The sequence below is a fragment of the Gloeotrichia echinulata CP02 genome (assembly GCA_038087035.1).
Classification (GTDB): domain Bacteria; phylum Cyanobacteriota; class Cyanobacteriia; order Cyanobacteriales; family Nostocaceae; genus Gloeotrichia; species Gloeotrichia echinulata.
This window is the reverse complement of the sequence record CP051187.1, coordinates 5,606,554-5,633,294: the sequence shown is the minus strand read 5'-3', so window position 1 is coordinate 5,633,294 and position 26,741 is coordinate 5,606,554. Positions and strand designations below refer to the sequence as shown.

Genomic DNA, 26,741 nt, shown 5'->3' with positions numbered 1-26,741 from the left:
AAGGCCTTGCGCCCCTACGAGGATAGGTGATTATTGCCTGAAAATTGCTGTAATTACGAATTACGAATTAAATCTTGCACTCTCGCTACCATTTGCCCCACACTGTTAGCATGAGGCGATTGGATACGCTGCAATATCTCCCAGGCTGGCTGCAAATAATCTAGTGCTTGATTATAATCACCCTGTTGCTCTGCAATATGCCCTAACCACCACAGCGTCATAGCCTGACCTTGGACATAGCCGATTTGTTCAGTGATAGCCAGGGATTGTTGAAAAAGGGCGATCGCTTCTTCGATTTCTCCTCTATTGGCTTTGAGACTTCCCAAATTTTGCAACGTCGCCGCTTTACCTTGGACATCGCCGATTTGTTCCTTAAGAGCCAGGGATTGTTGATAAAGGGCGATCGCTTCTTCGATTTCTCCTCTATTGGCTTTGAGACTTCCCAAATTTTGCAACGTCGCCGCTTTACCTTGGACATCGCCGATTTGTTCGTTAAGAGCCAGGGATTGTTGAAAAAGGGCGATCGCTTCTTCGATTTCTCCTCTATTGGCTTTGAGTATTCCCAAACAGTGCAACGTCGCCGCTTTACCTTGGACATTGCCGATTTGTTCCTTAAGAGCCAGGGATTGTTGATAAAGGGCGATCGCTTCTTCGATTTCTCCGCTATCGGCTTTGAGTATTCCCAAACAGTGCAACGTCGCCGCTTTACCTTGGACATCGCCGATTTGTTCGTTAAGAGCCAGGGATTGTTGATAAAGGGCGATCGCTTCTTCGATTTCTCCTCTATCGGCTTTGACTCTTCCCAGTTCGCGCAACGTCGCCGCTTTACCTTGGACATTGCCGATTTGTTCCTTAAGAGCCAGGGATTGTTGATAAAGGGCGATCGCTTCTTCGATTTCTCCTCTATTGGCTTTGAGCATTCCCAGTTGGTGCAACGTCGTCGCTTTACCTTGGACATCGCCGATTTGTTCCTTAAGAGCCAGGGATTGTTGATAAAGGGCGATCGCTTCTTCGATTTCTCCTCTATTGGCTTTGAGCATTCCCAAACAGTGCAACGTCGCCGCTTTACCTTCGACATCGCCGATTTGTTCCTTAAGAGCCAGGGATTGTTGATAAAGGGCGATCGCTTCTTCGATTTCTCCTCTATTGGCTTTGAGACTTCCCAGTTGGTGTAACGTCGCCGCTTTACCTTGGACATTGCCGATTTGTTCAAATAGAGCCAGGGATTGTTGATAAAGGGCGATCGCTTCTTCGATTTCTCCTCTATTGGCTTTGAGATTTCCCAAGTTGTGAATAATTGCTGCTTTTTCTTTTTTGTCTTCTGCGGGACAACTATCTAAAGCTTGCTGATAATACTTTTGGGCTTTTATGACTTCACCCAATTCTTTTTCAGAACGGGCTAACCCATGTAACACTGAATAATTTTCAGCAATTTCTAGAGTAGATTTGCACAATTTCACAGCTTCTCGAAATCGGCTTTTACTTTGCCAACTGTGTGCCAATTTACCTGCAATTTCTACAGCAATCTTTTCTTCCTTCCCCCGCAACGCCAGCCGATGAATTTCTAGCGCTTGTTCCTCGGTTGAAGTTTCCGCCTCTTCCCACCACAGACTATACAACACCTCAGCCGCTTGCTTATGCAAACCCTCCCCACCTTCCAACTGTACAGGCAAAATGCGCGGCACTCGCAACGCCTCATCATGGCTCACTTCCAACAGTCCCAACGCCACCGCCCGATTAATATAATGTTCCAAACTAGGGATATTCTCACAAACTGCGGCGAAAGCTTTCCTCGGTACTGGTAACTCAAACACCAAACCCCGTGATAACATCGCCCGCATTGTTTCATCCATCTGTTCCAGCAGCGCTTTAGCCAAAACTTGCTCTCGCAACTCCACCGGATCTGCTGCTAACCGATTCAAAATTACAGCCACATCAACAGTTTTATTTTGCAGAATCTTATCCAACCACTCCAGCAACAGAGGATTACCATCCGCCAATTTCTGCGCCTGCAATTTTAACCCCTCATCCACCTGAGATTTATCACTAAAGGCGGTGAGACGATTAAACTTTTTTCGCAAATCTGCGCCTTGCAATGCATCCAAAGGCTGCTTGTAGAAATACTGCAACTGGCTAAATGCAAAATCGTAACGGCAAGTAATAATGATGCGGTGGGAGGTGTAATTGTCACGAATTGCCCAAATTAAAGCTTTCAATACCTCCGCTGCTTCCGCTTGCAATACATAACTGTCATTGCGAGGTTCTAAATTCGCTTCAAAGTCATCCAGCACCAACAAAAACGGCTGTGCTTGCTGATGTAACTGCTCAAAAACTCGCCGCAACCGATATTTCAATTCTTCATCGTAGTTTTGTAAGCTTTGGCGTTGTTCGTTGTCATCCAACTTTTCTGTTAACCGATACACCAAACTCGCTTCATCGATGAGTCCCACCCAGACAACCCGCTGAAAATTCGGCAGTCTGTCGCACAGCCTAGCTGCTAAACTACTCTTACCCAAGCCGCCCATACCATGAATCAACACACCCACTTCATCGGTTGATTGACTCAGCACCCTTAAACAATATTGCAATTGACGGCGACGACCAACAAAACTCTCCCGCGTCGGGACTTTTACCTTACCCGCAGGGTCTAAAAACTCGGTAGTAACAGTAGGCGCTGGTGCTGGTTTCCTTCCAGGTTTCCGCAAGGGTGTAACTAAAGAACTTGGTAAATCCCCTGCTGCATATAACCGCAATAAATGCCAATCCCGCGCTTGATTCTTAATTAATGCTTGGTAGGTCAGCGCCACAGCCTCGGTGATTTGCTTTCCCGCTGATAATTCCTGATACAATGCAGCTGCGGCGGCGGAAGCATCACGATCTAAAACCTTTTGACCCCAACCCAAAACCGCTTTTGCTCCCGATTTCAGCAATTCTTCCGCCATTGACGGCACAGAACCGGCATTACCAGCTTGCCCAGTGTGACAACCAGAGAGGAAAATTAATTTAGGCAGTCGAAATTGTAATTCTTGGGCGATATCATCAGCAGTGGCATAGAAAGCTTCACCCGTTGCCGTTTCTGTAATAAAACGGGGTTGCCCATCTTGTAAAGTAGCATGACCCGTCACGTGTAAAACATCAAAATAATCGCTGTCGTAATTATTAACCAAATCACCCAACTCCGACAAACAGCCGCTTTCTTCCACCGTCAGTGCTAAAGGTTGCCGCGCCGTGGCTTCCAGAATCCGTGCTTCCTCTGCCTCAAAATCCAGCACAGGTTCGACATTCAAGGGAGAAGTCGCCATAAACAAGACTTGCAGCGCCCGGTTTTCTGCTTCCCCATCAACCGTCAATTTTTTCACCGTGCTATCCGACACCCACCGCAGGGGCACAATTCCCCGCTGCACGAGGAAACTACTACCATCGTGCAGCACTTCCCAAGGCAGATGGGCGAGTTTTTCTGTTGTGGCGATCGCTAAAACTATACCCTGACGCCGATATTTATTTAACAAAGATTGTAGCCATCGGTCATTGCCATCCAACCAGTTATACAATTGTTGCCCAGTGACTGTATAATCTTCCGGGAACGCGGAAACATAATAATCTCGCTCCGCCAACCGAATCAAGTCCCTGATTTGCGACAGAGGGAGCGATCTTTTCTCATACTGATTGGGATTATCAACAAAATAACGCAGATCTACATAATTCTCCGCAACTAGCTTTAGGTCAAGATGTAAAATTTGCACATTCCGCATCCCAATACTTCAGTATTTACCTCAAGTCTAGCACCCCCAATTACGGAACTCCTTACTCCTAGGACTTACGCACTGTACAAATAAATCATGATATGCTGTCACCAAAATAGGTCATTTCCAGCTTTGATGAATAATTGCTTGATGGTAAATATAGCGGTTCTCAATTGAATGCAATACAAAATTATATTGTCGCGTGTAGTAGCACAGCACTGCCGTGCCCTTACGAGTGTATTGGACTCAACCGAGAACCGCTATAGATCCGCGCTTTTGGGGTTTAGCAGTGCTAAACCCCTACGACAGATGTAATTTTCCTGAAAAACATATTTAGTAGTTTTTGTCAATGCGTAAGTCCTAACTCCTAACTCCTTACTCATTACTCATTACTCATTACTCATTACTCATTACTCATTACTCATTACTCCTTACTCCTAACTCCTTACTCCTTACTCTTCTAAAATTTGGCGAATTTCTTCTAGAGTTGCATCCTCCAAAAGCAGACGCCTACCATTGCGCCCGACAATCAACACCTTTTCAATGCGTTTACCAGATTGTTGCGCCTTATACTCCTGATACCACTTACGGATTTGTTCAGCAATGGCGATCGCTCCCCCAACAATACCAATAATTGTTGCCACCGTTGCCACCACCGTCTCTCTTGTCGGTGCTTCTGAATTCACAGAATAGTTACCGGATATACCAGGAATTGCCAAAAGCGCCTCCGTAGCTGCGATCGCATCTTCTCCCTCAATCGCCAACCGAATTTCTGCCATACACTCACCTGCAACTATCTCCAGACTCATTTTACGCCCTTCCCACTGGAAGATTACCGTTCGCGGAGCGTCCCGTAGGGAAATAATTTTTAGCTCACGCAAAGGCGCAAAGGCGCAAAGAAGGAAAATTATAGGTAATCTTAGACCGGGAAGGGAGTAAACTCAATCCCCAATCCCCAATCCCCAATCCCCAATCCCCAATCCCCAGTCCCCAGTCCCCAATCCCCAATCCCCAATCCCCAATCCCCAATCCCCTCATCTCCCCAACTTCCCCTGATATTCACACGTAAAACCTTGACGTTCCCAAGATTGCATATCCACATCAGTAAGTTTCGTCAAATTTGAACATTTGGGTTGCATAAATTGACTGAAACCAGCCCAAAAAACACTACGAGTTACATCCAATCCAGTTTTCCACCAAGACTCATAATTACCAGGAATACCTTGCTCTGGAACAATATCAGTCTCTACCCAAATACCATGAGATCCCAAGAGAATCTGGGCTAACCATTTCGCACGTGGTAAGTGAGTTGCAGAGGTGATTAATTTGACTTTATGTACACCCCAAAGCCGCAAAATAGGAATGTTATAGTAAAAATTTTCAAAAGTCGAATTAGCACAATTTTCTAACCAAACATTTTGTAACTCTGCTGCTTCCCGTTGAAAAATTAACCAAATACAGGGGTCTAGGGAACCATGAGAAATGAGGATCGGGGTTTGCGGGGATTTTTTAGCTAATTGGGCGACATAGATTTCCCTCTGAATACTACCACCAAGCACAAAATAGGTATCTACTGGCTGGGAAGATGCAGAAACTAGGGTTATAGTGGTACAAATTAGCCAAATACCCAAGATAACGCTCACACCCCAAGCTAGTCTTTGTAAAACTTGCAACAGTTTACCAAACTTAACTCTAGGAAAAATTGTTGATTTGATGGTATCTTTACGTTTCATGACATCCGTAAGAAAAGCATAGTTGATTCATGACTAAAATAGCTGCAAGTCAACTAGCAAAGTGCTATCTTATAAAAGTAATCAAGGGTGTAAAGAGGACACAACTAAAAGTGTCACATCATCGCCTCATAGTTCCAGAAAAAACTAGGCAAGGGAGAAATCATTATTCAATGGTAAAGCTTTATTCTTAACACTTTTACCAGAGAAAAATGATTAAAGGAGAATAGCTAACATTGGGTATAAAAACTTAAAATTTTCTGGAAAGCCTGATTGCTAAACTGTCAACAACACAATTATTCCACCTGATATACATGAACCTATCTGCGAAACGTTACTCGCTGCTCCAAGTAGCCTTAATTGGTGGAGCGATCGCCACGACGGCTACTGTATCTGTGTTTGGTCCTGCTTGGACTCGCAGCGTTCGTGCAGCCTTACAAGATAGCCCGAAAACAGTAGTTGACCAAGTGTGGCAACTGGTGAATCGTGAATATGTTGATGGCAAATTTAATCAACAAAATTGGCAAGCAATTAGGCAAAGCCTTCTCAATAAAGACTATTCTTCTCGTGAGGAAGCTTACGTCGCCATCCGCGAAGCTTTACAAAAGTTAGGGGACCCCTACACTCGGTTCATGGACCCCAAACAGTATGAAGCCCTGACCAATCAAACATCTGGGGAAGTCTCAGGGATTGGCATTCGCATGGAATTAAACGACAAAACCAAGCGCCTAACTGTTGTCGAAGCTATCGAAAATTCTCCCGCACTCAAAGCTGGTATCAAAGCAGGCGATGAAATTTTAGCAATTGACGGTAAATCCACTCTGCAAATGAAAGTCGATGATGCGTCAAAGCTGATTCGTGGTAGTGCTGGTACTCCTGTGACACTCCGCCTGGGACGGACAGGACAAAATGAATTTGATCTCAAGCTGACCAGAGCGACGATAGAAGTACCAACAGTGCGTTATACCCTCAAGCAAGAAGGAAATCGCCGCATTGGCTATATCCGGTTGCGAGAGTTTAGTTCCCACGCCGCCGATCAAATGCGACGAGCCATCCGCGATTTAAACAGTAAGCAAGTCAATGCCTATGTGTTAGATTTGCGCGGAAATCCTGGTGGTTTATTGCAGGCGAGTATTGAAATCGCTCGCATGTGGATGGATAATGGCGGCATCGTCCGCACAGTAGACCGTCAAGGAGGAACTGAGGACACCAAAGCTAATCGCACTGCCCTGACAAGTCTTCCCTTAGCAATACTAGTAGATGGTAATTCAGCTAGTGCCAGCGAAATTTTAACAGGGGCGCTGAAAGATAATAAGCGGGCTGTAGTCATTGGTAGTCAGACCTTTGGTAAAGCTTTAGTCCAGTCAGTCCATGAACTCACAGATGGTTCTGGTTTAGCAGTCACCATTGCTCACTATTACACCCCCAAAGGCACAGATATTAACCATAAGGGGATTACACCAGATATCAAGCAAGAGTTGACAGATGCCCAAGAGCGTCAGCTGGCGCTCAATCCCAACCTAATTGGGACTGAAAACGACCCCCAATATGCCAGAGCGATCGCCGTTCTATCGAGTACCAACTACGCCCAACCCCCAGCCAATCAACCCAGCGGATCGATGAGTTCTCGCGCCAACGACTTGAAATTTTAACTACTCCCTTCCCGGTCTAAGATTACCTATAATTTTCCTTCTTCTCTGCGTTCGCGTAGCGTGTCGAAGACAGACGCTGCGCGAATGCGCCTTCTCTGCGTTCGCGTAGCGTGTCGAAGACAGACGCTCCGCGAATGCGCCTTCCCTACGGGACGCTTCGCGAATGCGTGAGATCAAAATTATTTCGGTAATCTTCCAGCGGTTCGGGAGTAAAACAAAAATTCATTCCATGTCTCACCCGAAATGGAGCCTGGAATGAATTTTTGGACTGATTTTCGGGTTTTGGTTTGGGAATACTAACAATTAATCCCAGAGCCAACACCCGGCATTATGAATCATCAACCAATTGATACCACCAGCGCCAACAGCTTTTTGCCAATGGTGTCGGTGGTTGTCCCTATTTATCAGGGAGAGGGCGATTTACCAGATTTAATATCCTGTCTGTCTTCTCAAACTTACCCTACAGACCGAGTAGAGTATTTACTGGTAGACAATAATAGTAGCGATCGCACTTTAGCTATCCTCAAAACAGCCGCTGAACATTCTCCAATCACAATTCGCCCCTTGAGCGAAAACCAAATTCAAAGCTCCTACGCAGCCCGTAACACTGGTATTCGTGCGGCCGTAGGCGAATTGATGGTTTTTACTGATGCAGATTGTCGTCCCCAGCCACAATGGCTACAATCCTTAATTCAGCCTTTTATTAACCCTGATGTCGTGATTGTCGTCGGTGAAATTACGGGATTACCAGGAAAAAATCTGCTAGAACAACATGCAGACAGCCAAGAAACCCTATCGCAAAAGCACACTCTTGCTCATCCCTTCTGTCCCTATGGTCAAACCGCTAATTTAGCAATTCGCCGCATCGCCTTAGAAAAAGCCGGTTTATTTCGTCCTCATCTAACTACTGGTGGCGATGCAGACATGTGCTGGAGAATACTCAAAGCCAAGATTGGGCGTTGGGAATTTGCCCCAAATGCTATCGTCCAGCATCGCCACCGCGCCACATTTGAGGAATTGGCTAGTCAATGGCGGCGCTATGGGCGCTCAAATCGCTATTTGCACGAACTACACGGAGCAGATTTAATGCCAGGATTGACACCCAAGCAATACGGCATCCGCTTGGCACGTTGGTTATTAAAGGAACTGCCAAAAAATAGTCTCAAGGCGATCGCAGGTCAAGCTACTCTTGTAGATTTATTAAGTACTCCCATTGTTTTGTTTACAGCCAAGGCGCGTTATTCTGGACAAACCGAGGCGAAACTGCCAGAAAAAGCCAAAATCATTGATTGGCTATAAGGGACTAATCCCCAATCCCCAATCCCCAATTTGTCTGTTTTGTTCAATGCCTGCCAACTTTCGCTACATTGGAAAAAGATAGAGACAAGGAAATTTTAAATGTCAGCACAACTGTTACTGGTCGATGATGAACCGGGATTGCGCGAAGCCGTCAAAGACTATTTGCAAGAAAGCGGGTTCGGCGTTCAAATTGCCAGTAACGCCCGTGAGGGATGGGATTTGATGCAGCTAAATACACCTGACCTAGTGATTTCTGATATCATGATGCCCCAGGTAGATGGCTATCAATTCCTCAAGCAACTGCGAGAAGACCCCCGCTTCCAAGCACTCCCAGTAGTATTTTTAACAGCTAAAGGCATGACAGGCGATCGCATTCAAGGCTATCAAGCTGGTGTGGATGCTTATCTGACCAAGCCTTTCGATCCAGATGAGTTAGTCGCCATTGTTGAAAACTTACTCACTCGTCGCGCCGTCAAGCCTCAACCTACAGGTGAAGAAGGTGAAACTCCTGATATCGCCGAATTAGCCCATCAGATTTCCCAAATTAAAGCTTTGTTAACTCAAAGGACTGCGATTTCGCAAACACCAGCGCCATTCAAAATCGACTTGACCCCTAGAGAACAAAGTGTTTTAAACTTGGTGGCTGAAGGATTGATGAACAAAGAAATCGCCCGTCGCTTAGAAACCAGCGTCCGCAATGTCGAAAAATACGTCAGCCGCTTGTTTAGTAAAACCGGCACAAATAGCCGCACAGAATTAGTTCGTTTTGCTTTAGAACACGGTCTGGCTAAATAAAAAACTCCACCCACAAGCGGATGAAGTTTTAGGGCATAGTTCATGGGCCATAGAGCATGGAGAAAAGTCCCCAATGCCCTATGTCCCAAGTCGATGTATCCCTCTCCCCCATAAGGGGATGGATAAACCGCCCACTTCCAATAAATCGACATTCCAGCTGATCAGGTGTCACATTCAAATAATTTCTCCTCTCAAAGAGTTTTACACTATTGCAGTGTAATAGTTTGAGAGCTTGATGAGAGCTTGGAATCCCAACATCGTTAAAGCCAAGGGCAGAAAATAGCCCTATAGGCTACGCCGACTCAAATTTTCCTTCTGTGCGCCTACCATTCTCTAGTGGACGCACTCACCTGGCTTGGTTCAGCACAGGAGTAAGGGTTCTGTTTTGCACTATGCGTGAGCCTAAAAATTCTTTTGCCGATTCGGGAGTAAGAGGACTGATACCGTTTCACTTTAAGTATGATACAAATACGTTGGTAGGGGCACGGCATTGCCGTGCCCTTACGGGAAATCTATATGTATCAGAGTTTTGGTGAAATGGTATGAGGCGAGTGGCGATTGAAAAAAGTAGACGCGGAGCGGTTCATCTACAAAAAAAACCGTTCCCCATCTACCTTACTCAACCGAACCGACTAACTCGAAAAAGTCTCGGCAGAATGTGAGTTAAGGAACACTATGTATTAAATTAAACATTATAATATCTCAAAACATGAACCATCAATTGAGAAATGCTAAAGATCTTGAGATATTTAACGGTAGTAGTTAAGCACCCAACCAAATACGAATGAAAATTGAACTAAAACCCTAGTTAAAGGTATTCCCCTGATATATAAAACTTAAAAAACCGTAACCTGCCGTGGTAGTCAGGAATTATTGCATTAGTAGGCACCCAATATGTCCGTAGTGCAAAGCGTGAGGGCTACTGTAAACGCTTACTTCGGCTTCTCGGAAAGTCAGGTAAGCTCCAAGCCTTGGGGTTAGGTTATACAAGCCAACTCAATGTTAGAACAAATAGTCCAATGGACAAATTTAAAAAATTTACCATTGTACGCCAGATCTACAATTTGCCACTACTGAGATTATACAGTTAATTATGGATTATTCTCGGCTACATTACGTAAGCGCATCAGCTGACGCCGCATTTGTGGCGAGGCTTTAAACTCAGAAATTTCCTGAGCCTTAACAGACGCTTGTAACGTCTCGAGAAAATCGTCAGACCCTTCAGTCAAAGCGTCTAGCAGCACCTGTAACAGTTGCTCTCGATCGCTCAAGAGACTTTTTTCCTCAATCAGCCGGAATTTGAGATGTAATTCGCACTCATAAACACCTACTTCGATATTATTTAGCTGACGTGGTAAGGCTTTGGAGTTCATACTTTTGAAGATTCCTTTACTTGGTGGTCGTTAGGTTGAGGAGCTAAATATCCTACAAAAATTCTTTATATTTGTTTTTGAATCCAAAGTGTTTGAATTAAGAATTGTTCTTCATCCATCACATTTGTATTCCATTTGTCCCTCCTGTGTTTTGGTTTCACGTTAGAATTTTGACTGAGTAAGTTGTCTTCTGAACCCAAGGTGGTTCGAGTAAGCCATAACTATTATTCAGTTTTTAAGATTCTATACAATAAAGTTTCTGTAAGAAGTTGTGTGAGCTTTTTAAAGGTTTTTACATCAACTTTATCTAGACGTCAATAACAGTTTGAGTTTTTACTTACATTATCGTATTTATACGTAAGTAAAAACGCTGCTTCTTTTTTTTTCATGAAAGCCAGACGTAGTTTAGACATATTTGCGTAAATTTACGAGATGTACATTTTTTCATCAGAAAATTCAGGAGATTTTGTTGAGCAAAGTTATCAAACACGGAATTTTGCTGCCGACAAATAACTGAGGCATCGACAATACTTATTACACTTGTGACAGTCAACTACCCTACCCTGATGTTTTCTGGACTTGACGAGTACGAACAAATCGATAGCCAAGCTTTGTCATGATTAACTGACAGCTACAGCAAACTCGTGGTTCCGCCAGAAATAAAAACAATCTACCCTCTGATTGCCCCAGCAAAAAAGCTCAACTGTGGTTGTTCACAGAATAAACCCATTTTGCCTTAGATGCTAGCAACGTCACCATTGATTTTGAAAATCATTAATTTGTTGACGCAGATGGCTTTTTCTGCTTATGCCTCGATGACAGGTATGATTCCTGATCGTTTGAGGCATTCAAGCTTAAGCATAGCGTTTACAATGATTTCAGTTTAATCAACCCAAATCTTACACCCTTTTATGGACAACGCGACGCTGCTCAAGTCCACAACCCGACATATTCGCATTTTTGCGGCTGAAATAGACCGGGATGGCGAACTGGTTCCCAACAATCAAGTCTTAACCTTAGACGTGGACCCAGACAACGAATTCAACTGGAATGAAGATGCACTGCAAAAGATTTATCACAAGTTTGATGAATTAGTAGAAGCATCTAGTGGTGCAGACCTAACAGACTACAACTTACGCCGCATTGGCTCAGACTTGGAGCATTATTTACGATCGCTCCTGCAAAAAGGCGAAGTTAGTTACAATCTATCGTGCCGCGTCACCAACTACAGTATGGGATTACCCCAAGTTGCAGCTGAATAAAATACGTAGATTTGACTAATTTTAGTTTGATAATTTTAGATTTTTGATACATAGATTTGGGATTGACCAAAAAAATCTTAAATCTAAAATCAAATCTAAAATTAGTAGTCAACAGCGATGAGTTATCAGTGTTGTAACTTTTAAAGCATTAGGGGTATGGTACATACCTGCCCCTAATAAATCTTCAAATGGCGCACTACACTTGACATATTTGCTGTTCAAGCCAATCTCCGAATTAATCATTCAATAAAGCGATAGCGGACAATCTTTCCCCCAAGTAGTTAATTGCCCTGATCAAATTGAAATAAACCCAGTTTAGCCGAACTTTGAAGGGATGACCACCATCAATCTGGACTTAACTGACAATTTTTGCAATTTTCTCATAAATATTATCAACTTTTATTGGCAGTTAAAATTTAAAAATTTTCGCTTGAGGGATGGAAAAGGCTATGGCGCATCAATTACCCGCCTTAATGCTCATATCCTCAAAAGTAATTTCTGATATTTTCTTTCACTCAGAAACTTGGTATAATTTTGCAGCATAATCACAGATATCTACAGTGAGACCAGGATAAATACTGAGTGTTGACATGGGTTTTTGATCAGTTATAGATATCAGTATAGGATTGCACAAGTTCGTGACGAAATGAAAATAAAGTCTATCGTTCGTAGTTGCGCTTTAGCGCTATTCGCGCAGTGTGGGGTTAGCCACGCGCAAGTAGGAACCAAAACGCCACGAATGAGGGAGTCGGCTCCAACAGTCCCCAATCCCCAGTCCCTATTCCCTGTTACCTATTTTTAAGCTAGGTGCTAGGTGGCTGTGCAGCCAATCTTCCAGGTCAGCCAGCACCTGTTGGTAATTGATATCATTCTGCAGTTCGTGATAAGATTGGGGATATTCCACTCGCAGCTTATCTACACTTGGTATCCGTTGGTAGAATATGTTGCTGCTTTCAGGTAAAGCCACTCTGTCTGCTCCACCGTGGAGAATCAGTAATGGCAATTGCCAATCAGCGACATGGGCATGAATCCAAGCCACAGTGTCCAAGAATTCTGTCGCCAAACGCGCACTGGCGCGGGTATGGCGTAGGGGATCTTGGGCGTAGACGGTTAAAATCTTCTCATCCCGTGAAGCAGCACTGAGGTCAAGACCTGTATTCAGTGTGAAACGCGGACACACACCAGAGAGCATTTTTCCCAATAACAACCGCATGGGGGAAACTCCCACCTTACCTATCGCTGGAGCTAAAGCAATTACACCTTGCAGTACGGTTGCTTCTTGGGGATAGCGCAGGACATAATCGAAGACAACCACCGCCCCTAAGCTATGACCCAAAACAAAAATTGGGCATCCTGGGTGCTGGGACTGAATCAACTTGAGGAAGGCTTGTAGGTCTTCGCGAAACTCACTCCAAGCATTAATATAGCCTCGCTGACCTGGTGAGCGACCATGACCGCGCAAATCCAAGCCATAGACAGCATATTGCTTAGGTATTAATTGCTGAACCACATTACCGTATCGTCCGCTGTGCGCTCCGAGTCCATGCACAATGGCTAATATAGCCCGTACTTGACCTTCTGGTTGCCAGCTTTGGTAATACAGGTCAAGCCCGCCTACACCCTTAAAAGTGCTTTCACCATGATAAATCATAAGTTTGCTATTTTACGTCTTTTGCCAGCATTGTAATAGCTGATTAGCGTAACATTTTAGGCAAAAATGCTGCTATTTTGCAGAAAAAATATATATTCAGTCAGCTTTTTAGGGGATCTAGGCCTTGCTCCCCCAGTACTTCTCGGATACCATAGAATGGTAGGTTTAACCCCTCATCGCCCGCGAAAATTAAGGTTTTTGGCGTCGTTTAATGATCTTCGGGGGCGCAAGGCCTTGCGCCCCTACCCATAATTGTCCTCACATAGGCGATAAAATCGGTGTTAACCCCTATTCCCCAGCGGTATCCTTCAAGGGGTAGCAGTATTACTCTAAAAAGTTCGTAACTTTGAAATTCGATGTCCCCTCCCAACAGTGGTTTAAACATGCGTTGACCCTAGCATCTGCTAAATCACCCGATTCCCTAGATGCATTAAATTGTACTACAGTAACAATGTACTCAAAAATAATCACAAACTGCTTCGTGGGTGACATTCTCTCAACCACAATTGTTTCCCCTATTTTGGGGATTTGAGGTAAGTTCACCACAAATGTTTCCATTTTTGGTTTGTCTAGTGGATTTTTGAAATTGAAGTATTTACAGTAAACCAGAATTTTCACTAACAAAACCACCAAAAGTTTTCAACAATTCACAAATAAAGACTGGGGATTGCACTTCTCTGCGAGACGCTACGCGAACGGCTCCGCTCAGTGACCAGGGATTGGGGAAATTACGAATTACGAATTACACACAGCGGTATCAGTCTCTTGTTTGTATGGTACTGATGTACTAGTTTAATGAAGGCTACTTACCTCGCCAAATCTGGTGTACAAACTGAAAAATCTTGACAATTTTTGCTTCCAGCCAAAGCATAGCACTATCGAGCCATTCCAGAATTTGCTCTAAAATATGCTTTTCATATCCCATTGATGTTGCTTTGGTTTCTATCCAGTCTGACGTTGCTTCAAATTGAGGATTTTGACTTATTTTCTGGCTAATTTCCTCCTGATGATTCTTACTTTCAGATTGAGAAATGCTAGATGTTGTTACCTTACTAGAGACAACTTTTGCAGATTTTTTGTGGGTAGATGTGAGATGACGGCGTGGTTTTTTCTGTTGTACCAAACCAGATTTTGATTTTGATTGTTTGACAATCAAATCTTTTGGCGCTGGATGTGTTACTAATGGGCTGGAGACTTGGGTATAATTTTCTGTTAGAGAGGGTCGAATTGGCTTGTCAGTCTGTGTTTCGGCGTCAGCAAACAAATCATTAAATGATAGCCAAGTATCTGCTGCTGTTAAATCATCTTTCTCTAACTGATTGCTGCTGGGTAAAGTCTGGGAAGGATGATGGGGTAATCTTTTATCTTGTGATTTTATATCTGGATATTTTGATTGGAGCTTTTTATTAGTTCCATCTCCAAAAAAGTAATTTATAGCTGCAGCAATCAAGGCTTGAAAATTCATGTCTTGAGTTTCTAAAGCATTATTATTAACTGCAATTTGTCCTCTAGCGGCTAACTGTTCTTTTCCATAAATAAATATATCTAATTGCGTTTGAGCAACTCGGATAATTTTTTGGCTATGTTGTTTCAGAGGGACTAAAGCCTTGAATTCTAAATTCGCGACTACTGCGTCTAAAAATCCTAATGCTCTGTTTGACTTCAATAAATATTGAGATGCAAATTCTTCAGATGTTATTGTCTCTGATGCTATTGTAGCTATATTTTGTGGCTTTTCACCAGTCAGCTTTGCTAATAATCGGTTGATTTCCGGTAATATCTCTGTTTCTTTTTTATTTGAGAAAAATTGCAAGTCACCCCAGTATTTACCAATTTCACGAATAATTTTGTCTTCTAATATTTTCTGCTGTTGGAGTGTCAAAATATCTAGAATTTCATTATCGGCGTTGACGAGTACCAAATTGCGATTCAGTAGATTTGTCGCAATTCCCCGCACTACTGGATGATGGACTTTGAGTGCATCGTCATCTGGATTAACTAGAATAGGTGTTGACGGGTGCTGGGGAAAAATTTTTGACCACAAAGACCCAAAGAAAGTTAAGGGATTTAATCGTACAGAGGTTTCCTGGGGTGGTAAATTTTTAACATCCTCTAATACATGCTGAATCGGGGTGTCAGCAGTTGGGGGAGTTTCCGGTTCTAACTCTAACCTAGTTTGTGGTTCTTTGGTATACAGTTGTTTTCCAACTGATTGAACTGAGTGGAACAGTAGGTACATAGGGTAAAATATTACCTCGACACCCCACCGAGTGCCAACTTGCACTTGTCGAAATGTGTGTTCCCATTGTTCTGTCAACCGCCGGGATTGTTGGTGGATGAAGTTAAATAGTCTGCTTTGATAACGACCAGAGTAACCAGAAGACATGGTAGTGATTTTTTAGTTTAACCTTTGTTGAGTTGAGAAACTCCCGCCAAACAATAACAACGACAAACTGTTAATTATCGTAAGTCCCCTGATATTAGCGAAAATATGACCCCTCAATTCATTTTGGAAGCAATTGAAAAACTGCGCTGTTGTTGTCAACTTAATATCCAGTCTAGTTGGGTATATCAGGAGTTTGACAGGGATATTACGGATATTTTGGCTGATGAATCGTCACTGTGGACACCTGTTAAGCTAAACACCAAAGGAAATATTGCTTGGACAAAGGGAAAAAAAGTCCTGTGGGTGGTGCAAAAATTTGTAGTTCCCCAGGATTTACAAGGTTATCCCTTGGCTGGATTGTCTTTGCGGTTAGCGCTGTTGTGGTGGGCAGATTCTGCCAAAATTTATGTGAATGGGGAATTAGTACTTGAGGGCGATTTATTTGATTGTTCACCCAGAGTGCTTCTGAGTCAAGAGGTAACGCCGGGGGAAGAATTTATTATAGCTTTGCGGCTGGTGAGTCCGGGACATGATGATGGTGCTTTGGTGCGATCGCTTCTAGTTTACGAATCTACTGATTATAATCGTCCCGATCCGGGTTTTGTGGCTGATGAGTTAGCTGTGATCCAGCTTTATTTACAAAGGTTTGCGCCACAGATGTTGGATGTTTTGGCTACGGGTGTGGGGGAGGTAATCAACCACACAGAGTCTGAGTGGGAAAAAACTCTGTTGGATCTGCGGCGTTTATTGTTGTCTATGGGCAATTTTCAATCTAAAATTTATTTATTGGGTCATGCTCACTTAGATTTAGCATGGTTATGGCCTGTCAGTGAAACTTGGAATGCTGCACAATGCACTTTTGCATCGGCGCTGAAGCTACAAGCAGATTTTCCGGAATTGATTTTTTGTCATTCAACGCCGGCGCTTTATGCTTGGATTGAAGAATATCGCCCAGATTTATTTCAGGCGATTCAACAAGCGGTAGCTGCTGGACGTTGGGAAGTTGTCGGTGGTTTTTGGGTGGAGCCAGAACTGAATTTAATTGCTGGTGAATCGATTGTCCGTCAACTATTGTATGGTCAGCGTTATACTCAAGCAAAATTCGGTAAGCTTTCCCCTGTTGTCTGGGTTCCTGATACTTTTGGTTTCTGTGCGACTTTACCCCAGTTTTTTGTTAACGCTGGGATTGAGTATTTTGTCACCCAAAAGTTGCGGTGGAACGATACTACTAAGTTTGATTATGATGCTTTTTGGTGGCGATCGCCTGATGGCAGTGAAATATTTAGTTTTATGTCGGCACCTATCGGCGAAAGCATCGACCCGGTTAAAATGGTAAGTTACGCCTTAGATTGGCAAAGCAAAACTAGTATAACAGACGCCCTCTGGCTTCCCGGTGTCGGCGACCACGGCGGCGGTCCTACCCGTGATATGTTAGAAATCGCCCAACGCTGGCAAAATTCGTCTATATTCCCTAAGCTCGAATTTACCACCGCCGAAAAATATTTACATCACATCAAAGACAACTCCCCTCCTCTCCCCACATGGGAAGACGAACTCTATCTAGAATTCCATCGCGGTTGCTATACTACTCACGCAGACCAAAAACGCTGGAATCGGCAATGTGAAAATTTGTTGTACCAAGCTGAATTATTTGCTACTTTGGCAACAATTGGTTATGGGGCGATATATCCCCAAGCGGAAATCGAAACAGCCTGGAAACAAGTATTATTTAACCAGTTTCATGATATTTTGCCTGGTTCTTCAATTACCCAAGTTTACCAGGATGCCTTACCCCAGTGGCAGCAAGTCCAACAAGTGGGAACCAAAATATTGCTTGAATCACTGTTAGCGATCGCCTCCCACATCAATTTACCAGAACCACCACATCCTGATAGTGTACCTGTTCTAATTTTCAATTCACTCAATTGGCAGCGTTCTGAGGTAGTCGCACTCACCTTACCCACACCAGCTACAGTTAATCAACAATGGCTGATTTCCGATATTTCGGGAAATCAACTCAGATCTCAATTATCTGAACCATCAACCCTACTTTTTCTCGCCAGTAATATCCCACCCGTAGGTTATCGCCTTTTTTGGCTTTCCCCCACCTCCTCACTCCCCCCCTCACCCCCTCTTCCCCCTGACTGGATTCTCGAAAATGAATTCCTCCGGGTTCTAATTAATCCTGAAACTGGAGATTTATCGAGTGTTTTTGACAAAACCCATCAACGAGAAGTGTTGAATGGTGCGGGTAATCAACTACAAGCTTGGAAAGACAGCGGTCAATATTGGGATGCTTGGAATATTGACCCCAATTACACCCAGCATCCTTTACCCCCAACAACTCTCAAATCTATTCAGTGGTTAGAACAAGGCCCAGTGCAAAGTCGTGTGCGCGTGGTACGTTTGTTGGGTAATTCGGAATTTTGCCAAGATTACATTCTCCAAGTCGGTGTACCGCTGTTGACAATCGCCAATACAGTAAATTGGCAAGAAAGTCAAGTGCTAGTCAAAGCAGCCTTTCCGCTCAACATCGCTGCAGACTTTGCTACCTATGAAATTCCCTGTGGAGCGATTCGCCGTCCAACTAAACCCCAAACCCCCGCAGAACAAGCAAAATGGGAAGTACCGGCATTACGTTGGGCTGACTTGACACAAGAGACAGAGCAAGGTATATATGGTGTAAGTTTGCTAAATGATTGTAAATACGGTTACGACAGTCAACCAAATCAACTACGCCTGACTTTATTACGCAGTCCTCAGTGGCCTGACCCGGAGGCAGATAAAGGCTGGCATGAATTTACCTATGCTTTGTATCCCCATGCGAGTACTTGGGAATCAGCCCATACAGTAAAGCGTGGATATGAATTAAATATCCCCCTACAAATAATAGTCAATCCACCCTCAACTGTGCAGTCACAACTCAGCACTCCACAGAGTTTTAGTTTCCTCAATTTATCAGCTGATAATTTAATCTTGATGGCACTCAAACTAGCAGAGGATGAACCAAAACAGGTAATCCTCCGGTGTTATGAATGTCATGGAGAAACAGCCGAGTTATTTTTGCAAAGTGATTTAGGATTGACTTTGGGAGATCCAGTAGATTTGTTGGAGCATTCCTCTGCTACTACAGAATTATTATCTGAGCAACAAATCTTTACTCTACAGCCTTGGAAAATTGGCACTTTCAAACTTAGGTGAGTTGTCAAATGAGTAATGAGTTATGAGTAATGAGTTATGAGTAATGAGTAATGAGTTATGAGTTATGAGTTTTTTTGACCCTTGACCCTTGACCCTTGACCCTTGACCCTTGACCCTTGACCCTTGACCTGATGTTCTAATCTTCGTGATCTTCATATGGATCAGCCAATTCCTTACTAGGCGGTCCAAAAGAAGTATAAATCGCAAACCCAGTAATAGCTGTCACCACGGCGGCGACGGAAATGATAAGAACTGTTGCGGATTCCATAGTTGAGGTATTGTTTATAAAATAATTGCAAGAAACCACTGTGAATTCAGTGTCCTGCTCTGGTAAAGCAAGTTTTCAATAGTCTCTATTATGGTATTGTAATGTAATCAAGGATAAGTAAGCAACGCAAACAGTATTTCCTATCGAAATACTGCGTAAACCAATCTCAAGATTGAGTAGCCTACGAAACCAGACCAACACCAAAAATAGTAAGAGTACCTAGGGACACTGGGGAATTTACGCTTGGGGAGAAGATGCCTATGCTTTGGTTGGATGCGTCCTATTAAAGCCAGCATCCTCGTGGAACCAAGAATCACTTGACTTGTAATCAGGTGAGTGTCAACAATATTACAGAAGATTAAAAAAAGCTTTGGCAACAGATCTTAGGTGAACTATGGCACAAAGGACTTGGTTGGGAGATATTCTCAGACCTCTAAACGCTGAGTATGGTAAGGTTGCTCCAGGTTGGGGTACGACTCCAGTAATGGCTGTTTTTATGCTGTTATTTTTGGTGTTTTTGCTGATTATTCTACAACTTTATAACAAGACAATCCTGGTTCAGGATGTAGTTGTAGATTGGCGTAGTTTAGGCGGTAGCTGATACATCGCTTGTGCTGAGTGGTGAGTATCGTCAGCGAACCGACACCCGGCTAGTACTGAATGTCTTAATTTTGAATGGTTGTTTGTAGTTGCGCTACCCTAGGGGAAAGCTGCGCTACGCTATTGATTGGGGAAGCGCTAAAGCGCAACTACAAACGAACCTATCATAATTAATGACATGGACTGCTAGTCTGGGTTTTTTTGTGTTTTTCATACTAAAAAAATTACGTTAAAACAAGTAAACATAATATAGATGGGGAGATTGCAAATCGCCTTTCCCCTGCTCACCTGTAAATTTATAGGAGAAACCGCGTGAATGTATTTGGTATCGGTCTGCCGGAAATGGCTGTAATCTTGGTAGTGGCGCTATTAGTCTTTGGTCCGAAGAAGTTACCAGAGATTGGACGTAGCTTCGGTAAAGCACTTCGCGGTTTTCAAGATGCTTCTAATGAATTTCAAAGCGAGTTCAAGCGGGAAGCAGAACAACTCGAACAAGTTGTGAAAACAACAGCTGAACTTGAACCTAAGCAAATTGAATCTGCTAAAAAACCGGAGTAATCTCAAGCGTTAAGTATTTGCTGGACTTCCACGGACATTTATTGACAAACCGCACCAAAAACCTTGTGCGCGTATGGTGCAGACCCTACGCGCTCTCAGGGCTTCTGTCACCACATATTTCAAGAAAATTTACATAAACCTTCTAGACCAACCTGTACTATTTATGTGATGATTTGAAAAGCTTGCCTTACAAGTAAATTTGTGTTACTGACTTCCATCAAAACCAAGTTAAAATTGACTGACGACCAGAAAATTCTGATGTCAAAACATGCTGGCATATCCCGATTTACATACAATTGGGGACTCGCCACATGGCAAGCATTGTATCAATCTGGATATAAACCCAACCACTTGATTTTGAAAAGGTTCTTTAATAATCAAGTCAAGCCAGTTTTGACTTGGATTAAAGAACCAGGTATTTGTCAAAAAGTCACGGAATTTGCTTTTGATAATTTAGGAAAAGCTTTTAAGAACTTCTTTTGTAAACGTGCAGACTATCCCAAGTTCAAAAGAAAAGGGAGAAACGAGAGTTTTACAATTAATGCAGGTGGTAAACCAATAAATATCGGTGGTAAACGGATTAAATTACCCACCATTGGCTGGGTTGCAACTTATGAATCTTTACCTCACACCACAACCACAAAGGTTACTATATCTCAATCTGCGGGAGATTGGTACATTTCTTGTTCTTATGAAATCTCCCCCGAAATCACCAAAAAAGAACATGATTATGTCGGTGTAGATTTAGGGATAAAAACTTTAGCTACTTTATCAACAGGAGTTATTTTTGTCAATCCGAAAGCCTTAAAAAGTGCCAGGAGGAAGTTGACAAGATTACAACGTCAACTGACAAGGAAAATCAAAGGGAGTAATCGTTACAAAAAACAAAAGTTGAGAATATCTAAACTGCATCGACGTATTACTAATATACGCAAAGATGCGACTCATAAAGCAACTACATTTATCTGCAAAAACCACGCAGTTGTTGCTTTGGAGGATTTGAATACTTCGGGAATGTTGAAAAATCATAAGTTAGCCGGTGCTGTCAGCGATGCCAATTTTTATGAATTCCGCAGACAAGTAGAATATAAAGTAATTAGATATGGTGGAACTGTCGTATTTGTAGATAGATTTTACCCATCTAGTAAAACTTGTGCAAATTGTGGAGAAATTCAAGAAATTAGTTTATCACAGCGGGTTTACGAATGTAAAAAATGTCAGCATACTGAAGACAGAGATTTAAATGCGTCTAAAAATCTCGAAAAATATGCACGTCAGGCTAAAGCGTGTCTGGACGTTAAGGGATAACCGCTCCCATGCTCCCGTTGAAACGTCAAGTAATGTCTGGATTTGTCCAGATTTTATGTAGCAGCATGATTCTACTGGTTCTTCTCCAGTTAGCTAGATTGGGGACTACCAAAAAATAAATTACACAATATTTGAGTCCGTAGGGCGCGTCAGGTACGAGAAAACTTGGGTTAAGCAAAAGATTACTGGTACTGACGCACCCTACAATATCGATTAATTAGCTGAAAAATGACAGAAGCTGCTACACAACAAGTTTTGGTGATTCCCCAGCTAATTGTCGGGTTGGGGAATCCAGAGCCTAAATATGACCAAACACGCCACAATATCGGCTTTGCTGCTGTGGATGCTCTCTCCCGTTTTTGGCAAATTCCCCTAGGGGAAAATCGCAAGTTTCAAGGGGAATTTGGCGAAGGAATGGCTCCAGTGGGAGGTAAAATCCGGTTGCTGAAACCATTGACTTATATGAATCGCTCAGGACAGGCTATACAAGCGGTGACTAATTGGTATAAATTACCGCCAGAGTCTGTGCTGATAATTTATGATGATATGGATTTACCTCTAGGAAAGACTCGCTTACGCTTGTCTGGTTCCGCTGGGGGACACAACGGGATGAAAAGTGCGATCGCCCATCTGAGCAGCCAAAACTTCCCACGCTTGCGAATTGGGATTGGTAAACCCAAAGGAGCAGCGAATAACGATGACTCAGGTACTATTTCCCATGTGCTGGGGCGCTTTTCTGCTGGGGAAAATCAACTGATGTCGCTCGTGCTTCAATTTGTGATTGAGTGTATAGAACTCAGCCTCAAACAGGGAGTAGAAAAAGCAATGAATCGTTGTAATAGCCGTACTATTGATATTTCCGAATCTTAAGTTTAAGTAAATACCACCCTGGAAATTTTCTCACCCTAGTCTGAGCTATTGCGTGTCGATTTTGGTTGATGGGCAGCGATTTTAGCTGACTCCATCCAACCAAAGTCAGACACTTAATAATTTGTAAGATTGATGGCAACGTCTTGTTGCTTGTTTACGAACGTCTTCAAATAAAGCCACTACTAAATAGGTTTATTTAAAACGTCGTTTGCGTCTAGCTGCCACTGCCTTACGTTTACGCTTTTCTAAAGGTGTTTCAAAGTGCCGATGATACTTTACATCAGCTAATATACCAGCTTTAGAGACCTGGCGTTTAAACCGACGAAGAGCCGAATCTATGCCTTCGTTCTCCCCTAAAACCACTTGGGTCATTCTTGCCGTATCCTCATTATCGATCAGTTTCCATTGTAATATTAGCCTCAAACTTAGAGAAATTTACCCAGTCAAAAGCCTGTACGAGAAGCCACAAATGCTCAAAAGACGAGCATGTGTCTGCATCGTGGGACTGACTTTAGTAATCAGCCACTAATTGATGGTATTACATAACTTACCAATCTGATGTGGGCTACTGCTGCTAATGATCCAAGGTCGTTATGAACGCCGATTAGCCGTTTTTAGCTAGGGACTAAGACCGCACCAGCATCAGAGATTCTCTGGTCGTTTTAATTGAGCGATAAAATTTGTACCATCTTTCACAAGATTGGGATATTTATTGAGAATATAATTAATCTTTTGTTTTTGATTATCATCCACGACAAGATTATAGCTTTCTACAAAATTAAAGCTTCCTACCAGATACTTGGCTCCTAATTTTTCTTTGGCGATAATATATTCTTCAGGGATTAAAAGATAAAATAAAAGACTTCGGAAAATTTGGCAATCCTTTGTTAGTCCGATTGGATCTGTCTTCAAGAATCAGTGAGTAGTGTAATAGAAAGAGCCAGTTGATAAAGTTGGCGTCGGGGAAGGGACGTAAATTTTGCTAACTGTCGGCTAGCTTGCGATCGCGAGATTCCCTGACTAATTAATTGTTCTAATTCGGCTTTGAGTTGTGCTTCTGTTAGCTGGGGTTGACTGGCAGAAATTCCCGCCACCACTAGGGTATACTCGCCTTGGGGTTCACGCTGATTGTAGTAGGCGATCGCCTCCGTAATTGTCCCCCGCCAAAATTCTTCATACAATTTGGTTAACTCCCGCGCCAACACAATCTGGCGATCGCCTCCCCACACCTCTGCTAAGTCTTGTAAAGTATCTCGCAAGCGGTGCGGCGATTCATAGAAAATTATAGTGCGGGCTTCTGTTTGCAAAAATTCTAACTGGGTGCGCCGTTGTTGACCTTTGGGGGGTAAGAAACCTTCAAAAACAAATTTATCTGTGGGTAAGCCTGATGCACTCAAAGCGGTTATCGCCGCACTCGCACCAGGAATGGGGACTACCGTAATCCCATTTTCAATACAAGCTTTGACTAGTTCATATCCTGGATCAGAAATTGCCGGCATACCTGCATCGCTTACGAGGGCGATCGCTTGACCATTCTGGAGATGATTTAATAATTCCGGGATGCGACTGGTGCGATTATGTTCATGGTAACTCACCTGGGGGGTTTTGACTTGCAAATGTTGCAGTAACTTCCCCGTGTGGCGCGTATCTTCCGCTGCGATTAAATCCACTGTCTGCAAAATTCGCACCGCCCGCAAAGTGATATCTTCCAGATTACCAATGGGTGTGGCGACGATGTAAAGCGTTGCGGGTTTCGGTTCGGTTTGCATGAGTTGGGGTGTGGGGAGATGGGGACTAATATATCATTTAGCATCATTTAGCAAAATGCTTACACAAAATGTCTATTTTTTTATTACGTTAATTTTCAGATTTTTAATATTTAAACCCTTGCTCGATTTCTTTCTCTTAGATCAATTTCATCAACCTTGAGTTTCAGACGATTATATAAATTAACTTGAGGATCGGAGTGACTAATACTAACAACTAAAGCATAACGTTGTATTTTAATTTCATCTGGATTTGCCCATTTACGATTACAATTCACAACCAAATTCATAGGTAAATTATTATATTTTTGAGCTTGTTTTGTTAGTTTTATTGAGCCTCTTTGTATAGTTCCTTTCTTAAGGAGAGTAGAATTTGGAGATAAATCAACATTAATACTACATCCTTTATGTTTTTCTTTTAAAATGTCCATTGATATTTCTGCAAATTTATCAGGCTTATCTGTTTTACTGGCATCTACATAAGCATTGACTACACTTTCTCTAGGAATACCTTTAAAAATATTAAATCCCATTGTTACCCCTAAATATGAGTCGCCACGAGTTGGACGAGTTGGAGGATCAAATGCCAAGGTAACTGATAGTATACGAGTACCTTTTACATCAAAAAATTCCTTTGGTAGTTGGGGAATTTCATAAATATGAAACTTTCCCACTGGAATAATAATATTATCTTCTGATAGAACAACATAGTTCTCAGCAGAATACATCGCACGTTCTAAATCAGTCTGTCCATAGCCATAGATTTGTAGCTGCTTTTTAATTTTTTGAGATTCTGTACCCTTACTAAATTCATCTGGAATTTCTTTGGGAAGCACCGCAGAGTTAACGATCAATGCTCGAATGAAGTTAGAACTGGCATTTGGATATTTTGTGAAGAGTTGAGCAGCAATGTTAGCTACACGAGGTGCAGCAAAACTTGTACCGCTACAGATGTGAAATAAAGAGTCTTTAGAGTTTGAGAAAGTAACAACAGAAACCCCAGCGACATTATCTCCTAATTGACTAACTTTAGGCAAACCTAAACCTTCTCGATAACTGAGGTCTAATGCTAAATCTCCACCAAAATCTACAACATCAGGCTTAATCATTCCATCTACTCCAAAACCATTTCTGGTAAAGGGAGAAGGGTATCCTCGTAATTTTGCGATCGCCTGACGACGCACATCAGCAGGTTCTGTAATACTACCACGACCATAAGATAAAGAACCTACAGTTAGTGCGATCGCAGAAGTTGCTGGATCAATAATTCGAGCATTCTTATTCAGTAAATAATTTGGGTATTCAGTTCGTAATTTTTCATACTCTAACTCTTCATGATAAGAATTTCCTGCTGAAATTACAAAAATAATGTTTTTATGCTGGTATTGATAAGCAATTTCATCTATCTTTGCTGCTAATCGAAACTGCTTCATTCCATCCATATAAATTTGTTCAGCATTACCTAATGATATATTGATTACTTTACAGTTAGGATACTGATCCACAAAAGCATGAATAGCTTGATCTAGTTGAGTTTCTACAAGAAGATCCTCATCATATTGGCATTTTTCATTTGTTACACGAGCAGAAAATAACCAAACTGTTGGATCAAATGACAGTTTTTTAATACAGTTTTCGACATCTCCATAGATAGCAATGCCAGCAACACTTGTACCATGTCCATTTACATCCTCTGCACCACCTTTTATTAATTGATGTCCTGGATCTGGAAATACATCAGCTTCACCCAGCACTGGCGCAATTAATGGATGGCCACTTTGTACACCTGAATCTATAACAAGAATGCCGCAATTCTCTTCAGGTGGAGGAATAACTTCGGGTAAACTGGAAATTGGTAAATTATAATCAGCAGTTCTCTCAAATGCAGGTTGGGGAGGACGATCAATTTCTTTGACGATTTCTACTTCTAGCAAAAGCTCTAAAACTTCGTGAGTGACTTTAATTCGAGCTATACACAGATAATCACCAACATAGCTATCACTCATTCTCATAGGAGCAGTATCACTGGATAAGCTCTCTAGCACCTCGGTAATATCATCTAAATACTTTTGCATTTCCTTGCGATCGCCTGTGTGCCAGAGTTCCAAATCTAAAGCTGCAAGTTCACCTGGTTGTAAAGGTTTTAGCTCTAACAAACGACCAATGCGATCTTCACGTTCAAGGGGGACTAACTCATCAATTGCCCCTAAATAGACCTGTCCGGAATATTATCTGGGTGCCCAAAAAATGGTAGAACGGAATTTTGACCGTCTACCAAA

Annotated in this window: 21 protein-coding genes; 9 read left to right on the top strand and 12 right to left on the bottom strand. The window is 42.6% G+C overall.

Going from position 1 to position 26,741, the window contains the following annotated elements:
• Positions 1-53 precede the first annotated feature (53 nt).
• The 4 genes from HEQ19_24905 to HEQ19_24890 all read right to left on the bottom strand — a co-directional run bounded on the left by HEQ19_24905 (position 54) and on the right by HEQ19_24890 (position 5,476).
• Positions 54-3,752: a tetratricopeptide repeat protein gene (locus tag HEQ19_24905; GenBank protein WYM03593.2), complete on the bottom strand. Its 3,699-nt coding sequence runs from the start codon at positions 3,750-3,752 to the stop codon at positions 54-56.
• 443 nt (positions 3,753-4,195) lie between these two features.
• Entirely contained in the window at positions 4,196-4,522 is a 327-nt protein-coding gene (locus tag HEQ19_24900) for a hypothetical protein (protein ID WYM03592.2), read from the bottom strand.
• 140 nt (positions 4,523-4,662) lie between these two features.
• A complete protein-coding gene (locus tag HEQ19_24895) occupies positions 4,663-4,806 on the bottom strand; it encodes a hypothetical protein (protein ID WYM02252.1) in 144 nt (47 codons plus the stop codon).
• On the bottom strand, positions 4,778-5,476 hold the full coding sequence (locus HEQ19_24890; GenBank protein WYM02251.1) for a YdcF family protein: 699 nt from the start codon (positions 5,474-5,476) through the stop codon (positions 4,778-4,780). Before HEQ19_24890 ends, HEQ19_24895 begins: the two co-directional genes overlap by 29 nt.
• Before the next feature lie 311 nt (positions 5,477-5,787).
• On the opposite strand from HEQ19_24890, the gene ctpB reads away from it, so the two are divergent.
• The 3 genes from ctpB to HEQ19_24875 all read left to right on the top strand — a co-directional run bounded on the left by ctpB (position 5,788) and on the right by HEQ19_24875 (position 9,219).
• Positions 5,788-7,125: a carboxyl-terminal processing protease CtpB gene (ctpB, locus tag HEQ19_24885; GenBank protein ID WYM02250.1), complete on the top strand. Its 1,338-nt coding sequence runs from the start codon at positions 5,788-5,790 to the stop codon at positions 7,123-7,125.
• A gap of 330 nt (positions 7,126-7,455) precedes the next feature.
• On the top strand, positions 7,456-8,424 hold the full coding sequence (locus tag HEQ19_24880) for a glycosyltransferase (protein ID WYM02249.1): 969 nt from the start codon (positions 7,456-7,458) through the stop codon (positions 8,422-8,424).
• Between the two features lie 99 nt (positions 8,425-8,523).
• On the top strand, positions 8,524-9,219 hold the full coding sequence (locus tag HEQ19_24875; GenBank protein WYM02248.1) for a response regulator transcription factor: 696 nt from the start codon (positions 8,524-8,526) through the stop codon (positions 9,217-9,219).
• A gap of 1,091 nt (positions 9,220-10,310) precedes the next feature.
• Here the strand turns inward: HEQ19_24875 and HEQ19_24870 are convergent.
• Entirely contained in the window at positions 10,311-10,592 is a 282-nt protein-coding gene (locus HEQ19_24870) for an Npun_R1517 family heterocyst differentiation transcriptional regulator (protein WYM02247.1), read from the bottom strand.
• A gap of 911 nt (positions 10,593-11,503) precedes the next feature.
• Here HEQ19_24870 and HEQ19_24865 point away from each other — a divergent pair.
• Positions 11,504-11,854 carry an NAD(P)H-quinone oxidoreductase subunit M gene (locus HEQ19_24865; protein WYM02246.1) on the top strand — a complete coding sequence of 117 codons (351 nt, stop codon included), beginning with the start codon at positions 11,504-11,506 and terminating at the stop codon, positions 11,852-11,854.
• 778 nt (positions 11,855-12,632) lie between these two features.
• Here HEQ19_24865 and HEQ19_24860 read toward each other — a convergent pair.
• Both HEQ19_24860 and HEQ19_24850 read right to left on the bottom strand, forming a co-directional pair.
• Entirely contained in the window at positions 12,633-13,505 is an 873-nt protein-coding gene (locus HEQ19_24860; protein WYM02245.1) for a lysophospholipase, read from the bottom strand.
• Between the two features lie 802 nt (positions 13,506-14,307).
• Positions 14,308-15,891, bottom strand: coding sequence for a hypothetical protein (locus HEQ19_24850; GenBank protein ID WYM02243.1), 1,584 nt, complete (start codon positions 15,889-15,891; stop codon positions 14,308-14,310).
• A 105-nt stretch (positions 15,892-15,996) separates the two neighbouring features.
• Between HEQ19_24850 and HEQ19_24845 the strand changes: the two genes are divergently transcribed.
• Entirely contained in the window at positions 15,997-19,092 is a 3,096-nt protein-coding gene (locus tag HEQ19_24845) for an alpha-mannosidase (GenBank protein ID WYM02242.1), read from the top strand.
• A gap of 136 nt (positions 19,093-19,228) precedes the next feature.
• Here the strand turns inward: HEQ19_24845 and psbN are convergent, their stop codons facing one another.
• Positions 19,229-19,360, bottom strand: coding sequence for a photosystem II reaction center protein PsbN (gene psbN, locus HEQ19_24840; protein WYM02241.1), 132 nt, complete (start codon positions 19,358-19,360; stop codon positions 19,229-19,231).
• Between the two features lie 394 nt (positions 19,361-19,754).
• Here psbN and psbH point away from each other — a divergent pair, with 394 nt between their 5' ends.
• The 4 genes from psbH (at position 19,755) to pth (ending at position 22,696) form a co-directional block, all read left to right on the top strand.
• Positions 19,755-19,961 (top strand): photosystem II reaction center protein PsbH, encoded by a 207-nt coding sequence (gene psbH, locus HEQ19_24835; GenBank protein ID WYM02240.1) that lies wholly within the window; start codon positions 19,755-19,757, stop codon positions 19,959-19,961.
• 311 nt (positions 19,962-20,272) lie between these two features.
• On the top strand, positions 20,273-20,518 hold the full coding sequence (locus tag HEQ19_24830; protein ID WYM02239.1) for a TatA/E family twin arginine-targeting protein translocase: 246 nt from the start codon (positions 20,273-20,275) through the stop codon (positions 20,516-20,518).
• Positions 20,519-20,719: 201 nt separating this feature from the next.
• Positions 20,720-21,826, top strand: coding sequence for an RNA-guided endonuclease TnpB family protein (locus tag HEQ19_24825; protein ID WYM02238.1), 1,107 nt, complete (start codon positions 20,720-20,722; stop codon positions 21,824-21,826).
• Between the two features lie 228 nt (positions 21,827-22,054).
• Positions 22,055-22,696: an aminoacyl-tRNA hydrolase gene (gene pth, locus HEQ19_24820; GenBank protein WYM02237.1), complete on the top strand. Its 642-nt coding sequence runs from the start codon at positions 22,055-22,057 to the stop codon at positions 22,694-22,696.
• Between the two features lie 192 nt (positions 22,697-22,888).
• Here pth and rpsU read toward each other — a convergent pair whose 3' ends face one another.
• The 4 genes from rpsU to HEQ19_24800 all read right to left on the bottom strand — a co-directional run bounded on the left by rpsU (position 22,889) and on the right by HEQ19_24800 (position 26,618).
• Complete coding sequence (gene rpsU, locus HEQ19_24815; protein WYM02236.1) at positions 22,889-23,068, bottom strand: 30S ribosomal protein S21; 180 nt, start codon at positions 23,066-23,068, stop codon at positions 22,889-22,891.
• A 270-nt stretch (positions 23,069-23,338) separates the two neighbouring features.
• The gene (locus HEQ19_24810; protein ID WYM02235.1) at positions 23,339-23,608 is read right to left on the bottom strand and encodes a hypothetical protein; all 270 of its coding nucleotides are present in this window, start codon (positions 23,606-23,608) and stop codon (positions 23,339-23,341) included.
• Complete coding sequence (gene rsmI, locus HEQ19_24805) at positions 23,605-24,465, bottom strand: 16S rRNA (cytidine(1402)-2'-O)-methyltransferase (GenBank protein ID WYM02234.1); 861 nt, start codon at positions 24,463-24,465, stop codon at positions 23,605-23,607. Before rsmI ends, HEQ19_24810 begins: the two co-directional genes overlap by 4 nt.
• Positions 24,466-24,575: 110 nt before the next feature.
• On the bottom strand, positions 24,576-26,618 hold the full coding sequence (locus HEQ19_24800; GenBank protein ID WZI67011.1) for a S8 family peptidase: 2,043 nt from the start codon (positions 26,616-26,618) through the stop codon (positions 24,576-24,578).
• Positions 26,619-26,741 lie beyond the last annotated feature (123 nt).

Excerpts from the sequence above, each read along its gene's own strand:
- pth (WYM02237.1), top strand. The coding sequence starts at position 22,055 with ATGACAGAAGCTGCTACACAACAAGTTTTGGTGATTCCCCAGCTAATT.
- HEQ19_24900 (WYM03592.2), bottom strand. The coding sequence starts at position 4,522 with ATGGCAGAAATTCGGTTGGCGATTGAGGGAGAAGATGCGATCGCAGCT.
- HEQ19_24890 (WYM02251.1), bottom strand. The coding sequence starts at position 5,476 with ATGAAACGTAAAGATACCATCAAATCAACAATTTTTCCTAGAGTTAAG.
- HEQ19_24865 (WYM02246.1), top strand. The coding sequence starts at position 11,504 with ATGGACAACGCGACGCTGCTCAAGTCCACAACCCGACATATTCGCATT.
- psbN (WYM02241.1), bottom strand. The coding sequence starts at position 19,360 with ATGGAATCCGCAACAGTTCTTATCATTTCCGTCGCCGCCGTGGTGACA.
- HEQ19_24905 (WYM03593.2), bottom strand. The coding sequence starts at position 3,752 with ATGCGGAATGTGCAAATTTTACATCTTGACCTAAAGCTAGTTGCGGAG.
- psbH (WYM02240.1), top strand. The coding sequence starts at position 19,755 with ATGGCACAAAGGACTTGGTTGGGAGATATTCTCAGACCTCTAAACGCT.
- HEQ19_24875 (WYM02248.1), top strand. The coding sequence starts at position 8,524 with ATGTCAGCACAACTGTTACTGGTCGATGATGAACCGGGATTGCGCGAA.
- rsmI (WYM02234.1), bottom strand. The coding sequence starts at position 24,465 with ATGCAAACCGAACCGAAACCCGCAACGCTTTACATCGTCGCCACACCC.
- HEQ19_24870 (WYM02247.1), bottom strand. The coding sequence starts at position 10,592 with ATGAACTCCAAAGCCTTACCACGTCAGCTAAATAATATCGAAGTAGGT.
- rpsU (WYM02236.1), bottom strand. The coding sequence starts at position 23,068 with ATGACCCAAGTGGTTTTAGGGGAGAACGAAGGCATAGATTCGGCTCTT.
- HEQ19_24880 (WYM02249.1), top strand. The coding sequence starts at position 7,456 with ATGAATCATCAACCAATTGATACCACCAGCGCCAACAGCTTTTTGCCA.
- HEQ19_24860 (WYM02245.1), bottom strand. The coding sequence starts at position 13,505 with ATGATTTATCATGGTGAAAGCACTTTTAAGGGTGTAGGCGGGCTTGAC.
- HEQ19_24850 (WYM02243.1), bottom strand. The coding sequence starts at position 15,891 with ATGTCTTCTGGTTACTCTGGTCGTTATCAAAGCAGACTATTTAACTTC.
- ctpB (WYM02250.1), top strand. The coding sequence starts at position 5,788 with ATGAACCTATCTGCGAAACGTTACTCGCTGCTCCAAGTAGCCTTAATT.
- HEQ19_24845 (WYM02242.1), top strand. The coding sequence starts at position 15,997 with ATGACCCCTCAATTCATTTTGGAAGCAATTGAAAAACTGCGCTGTTGT.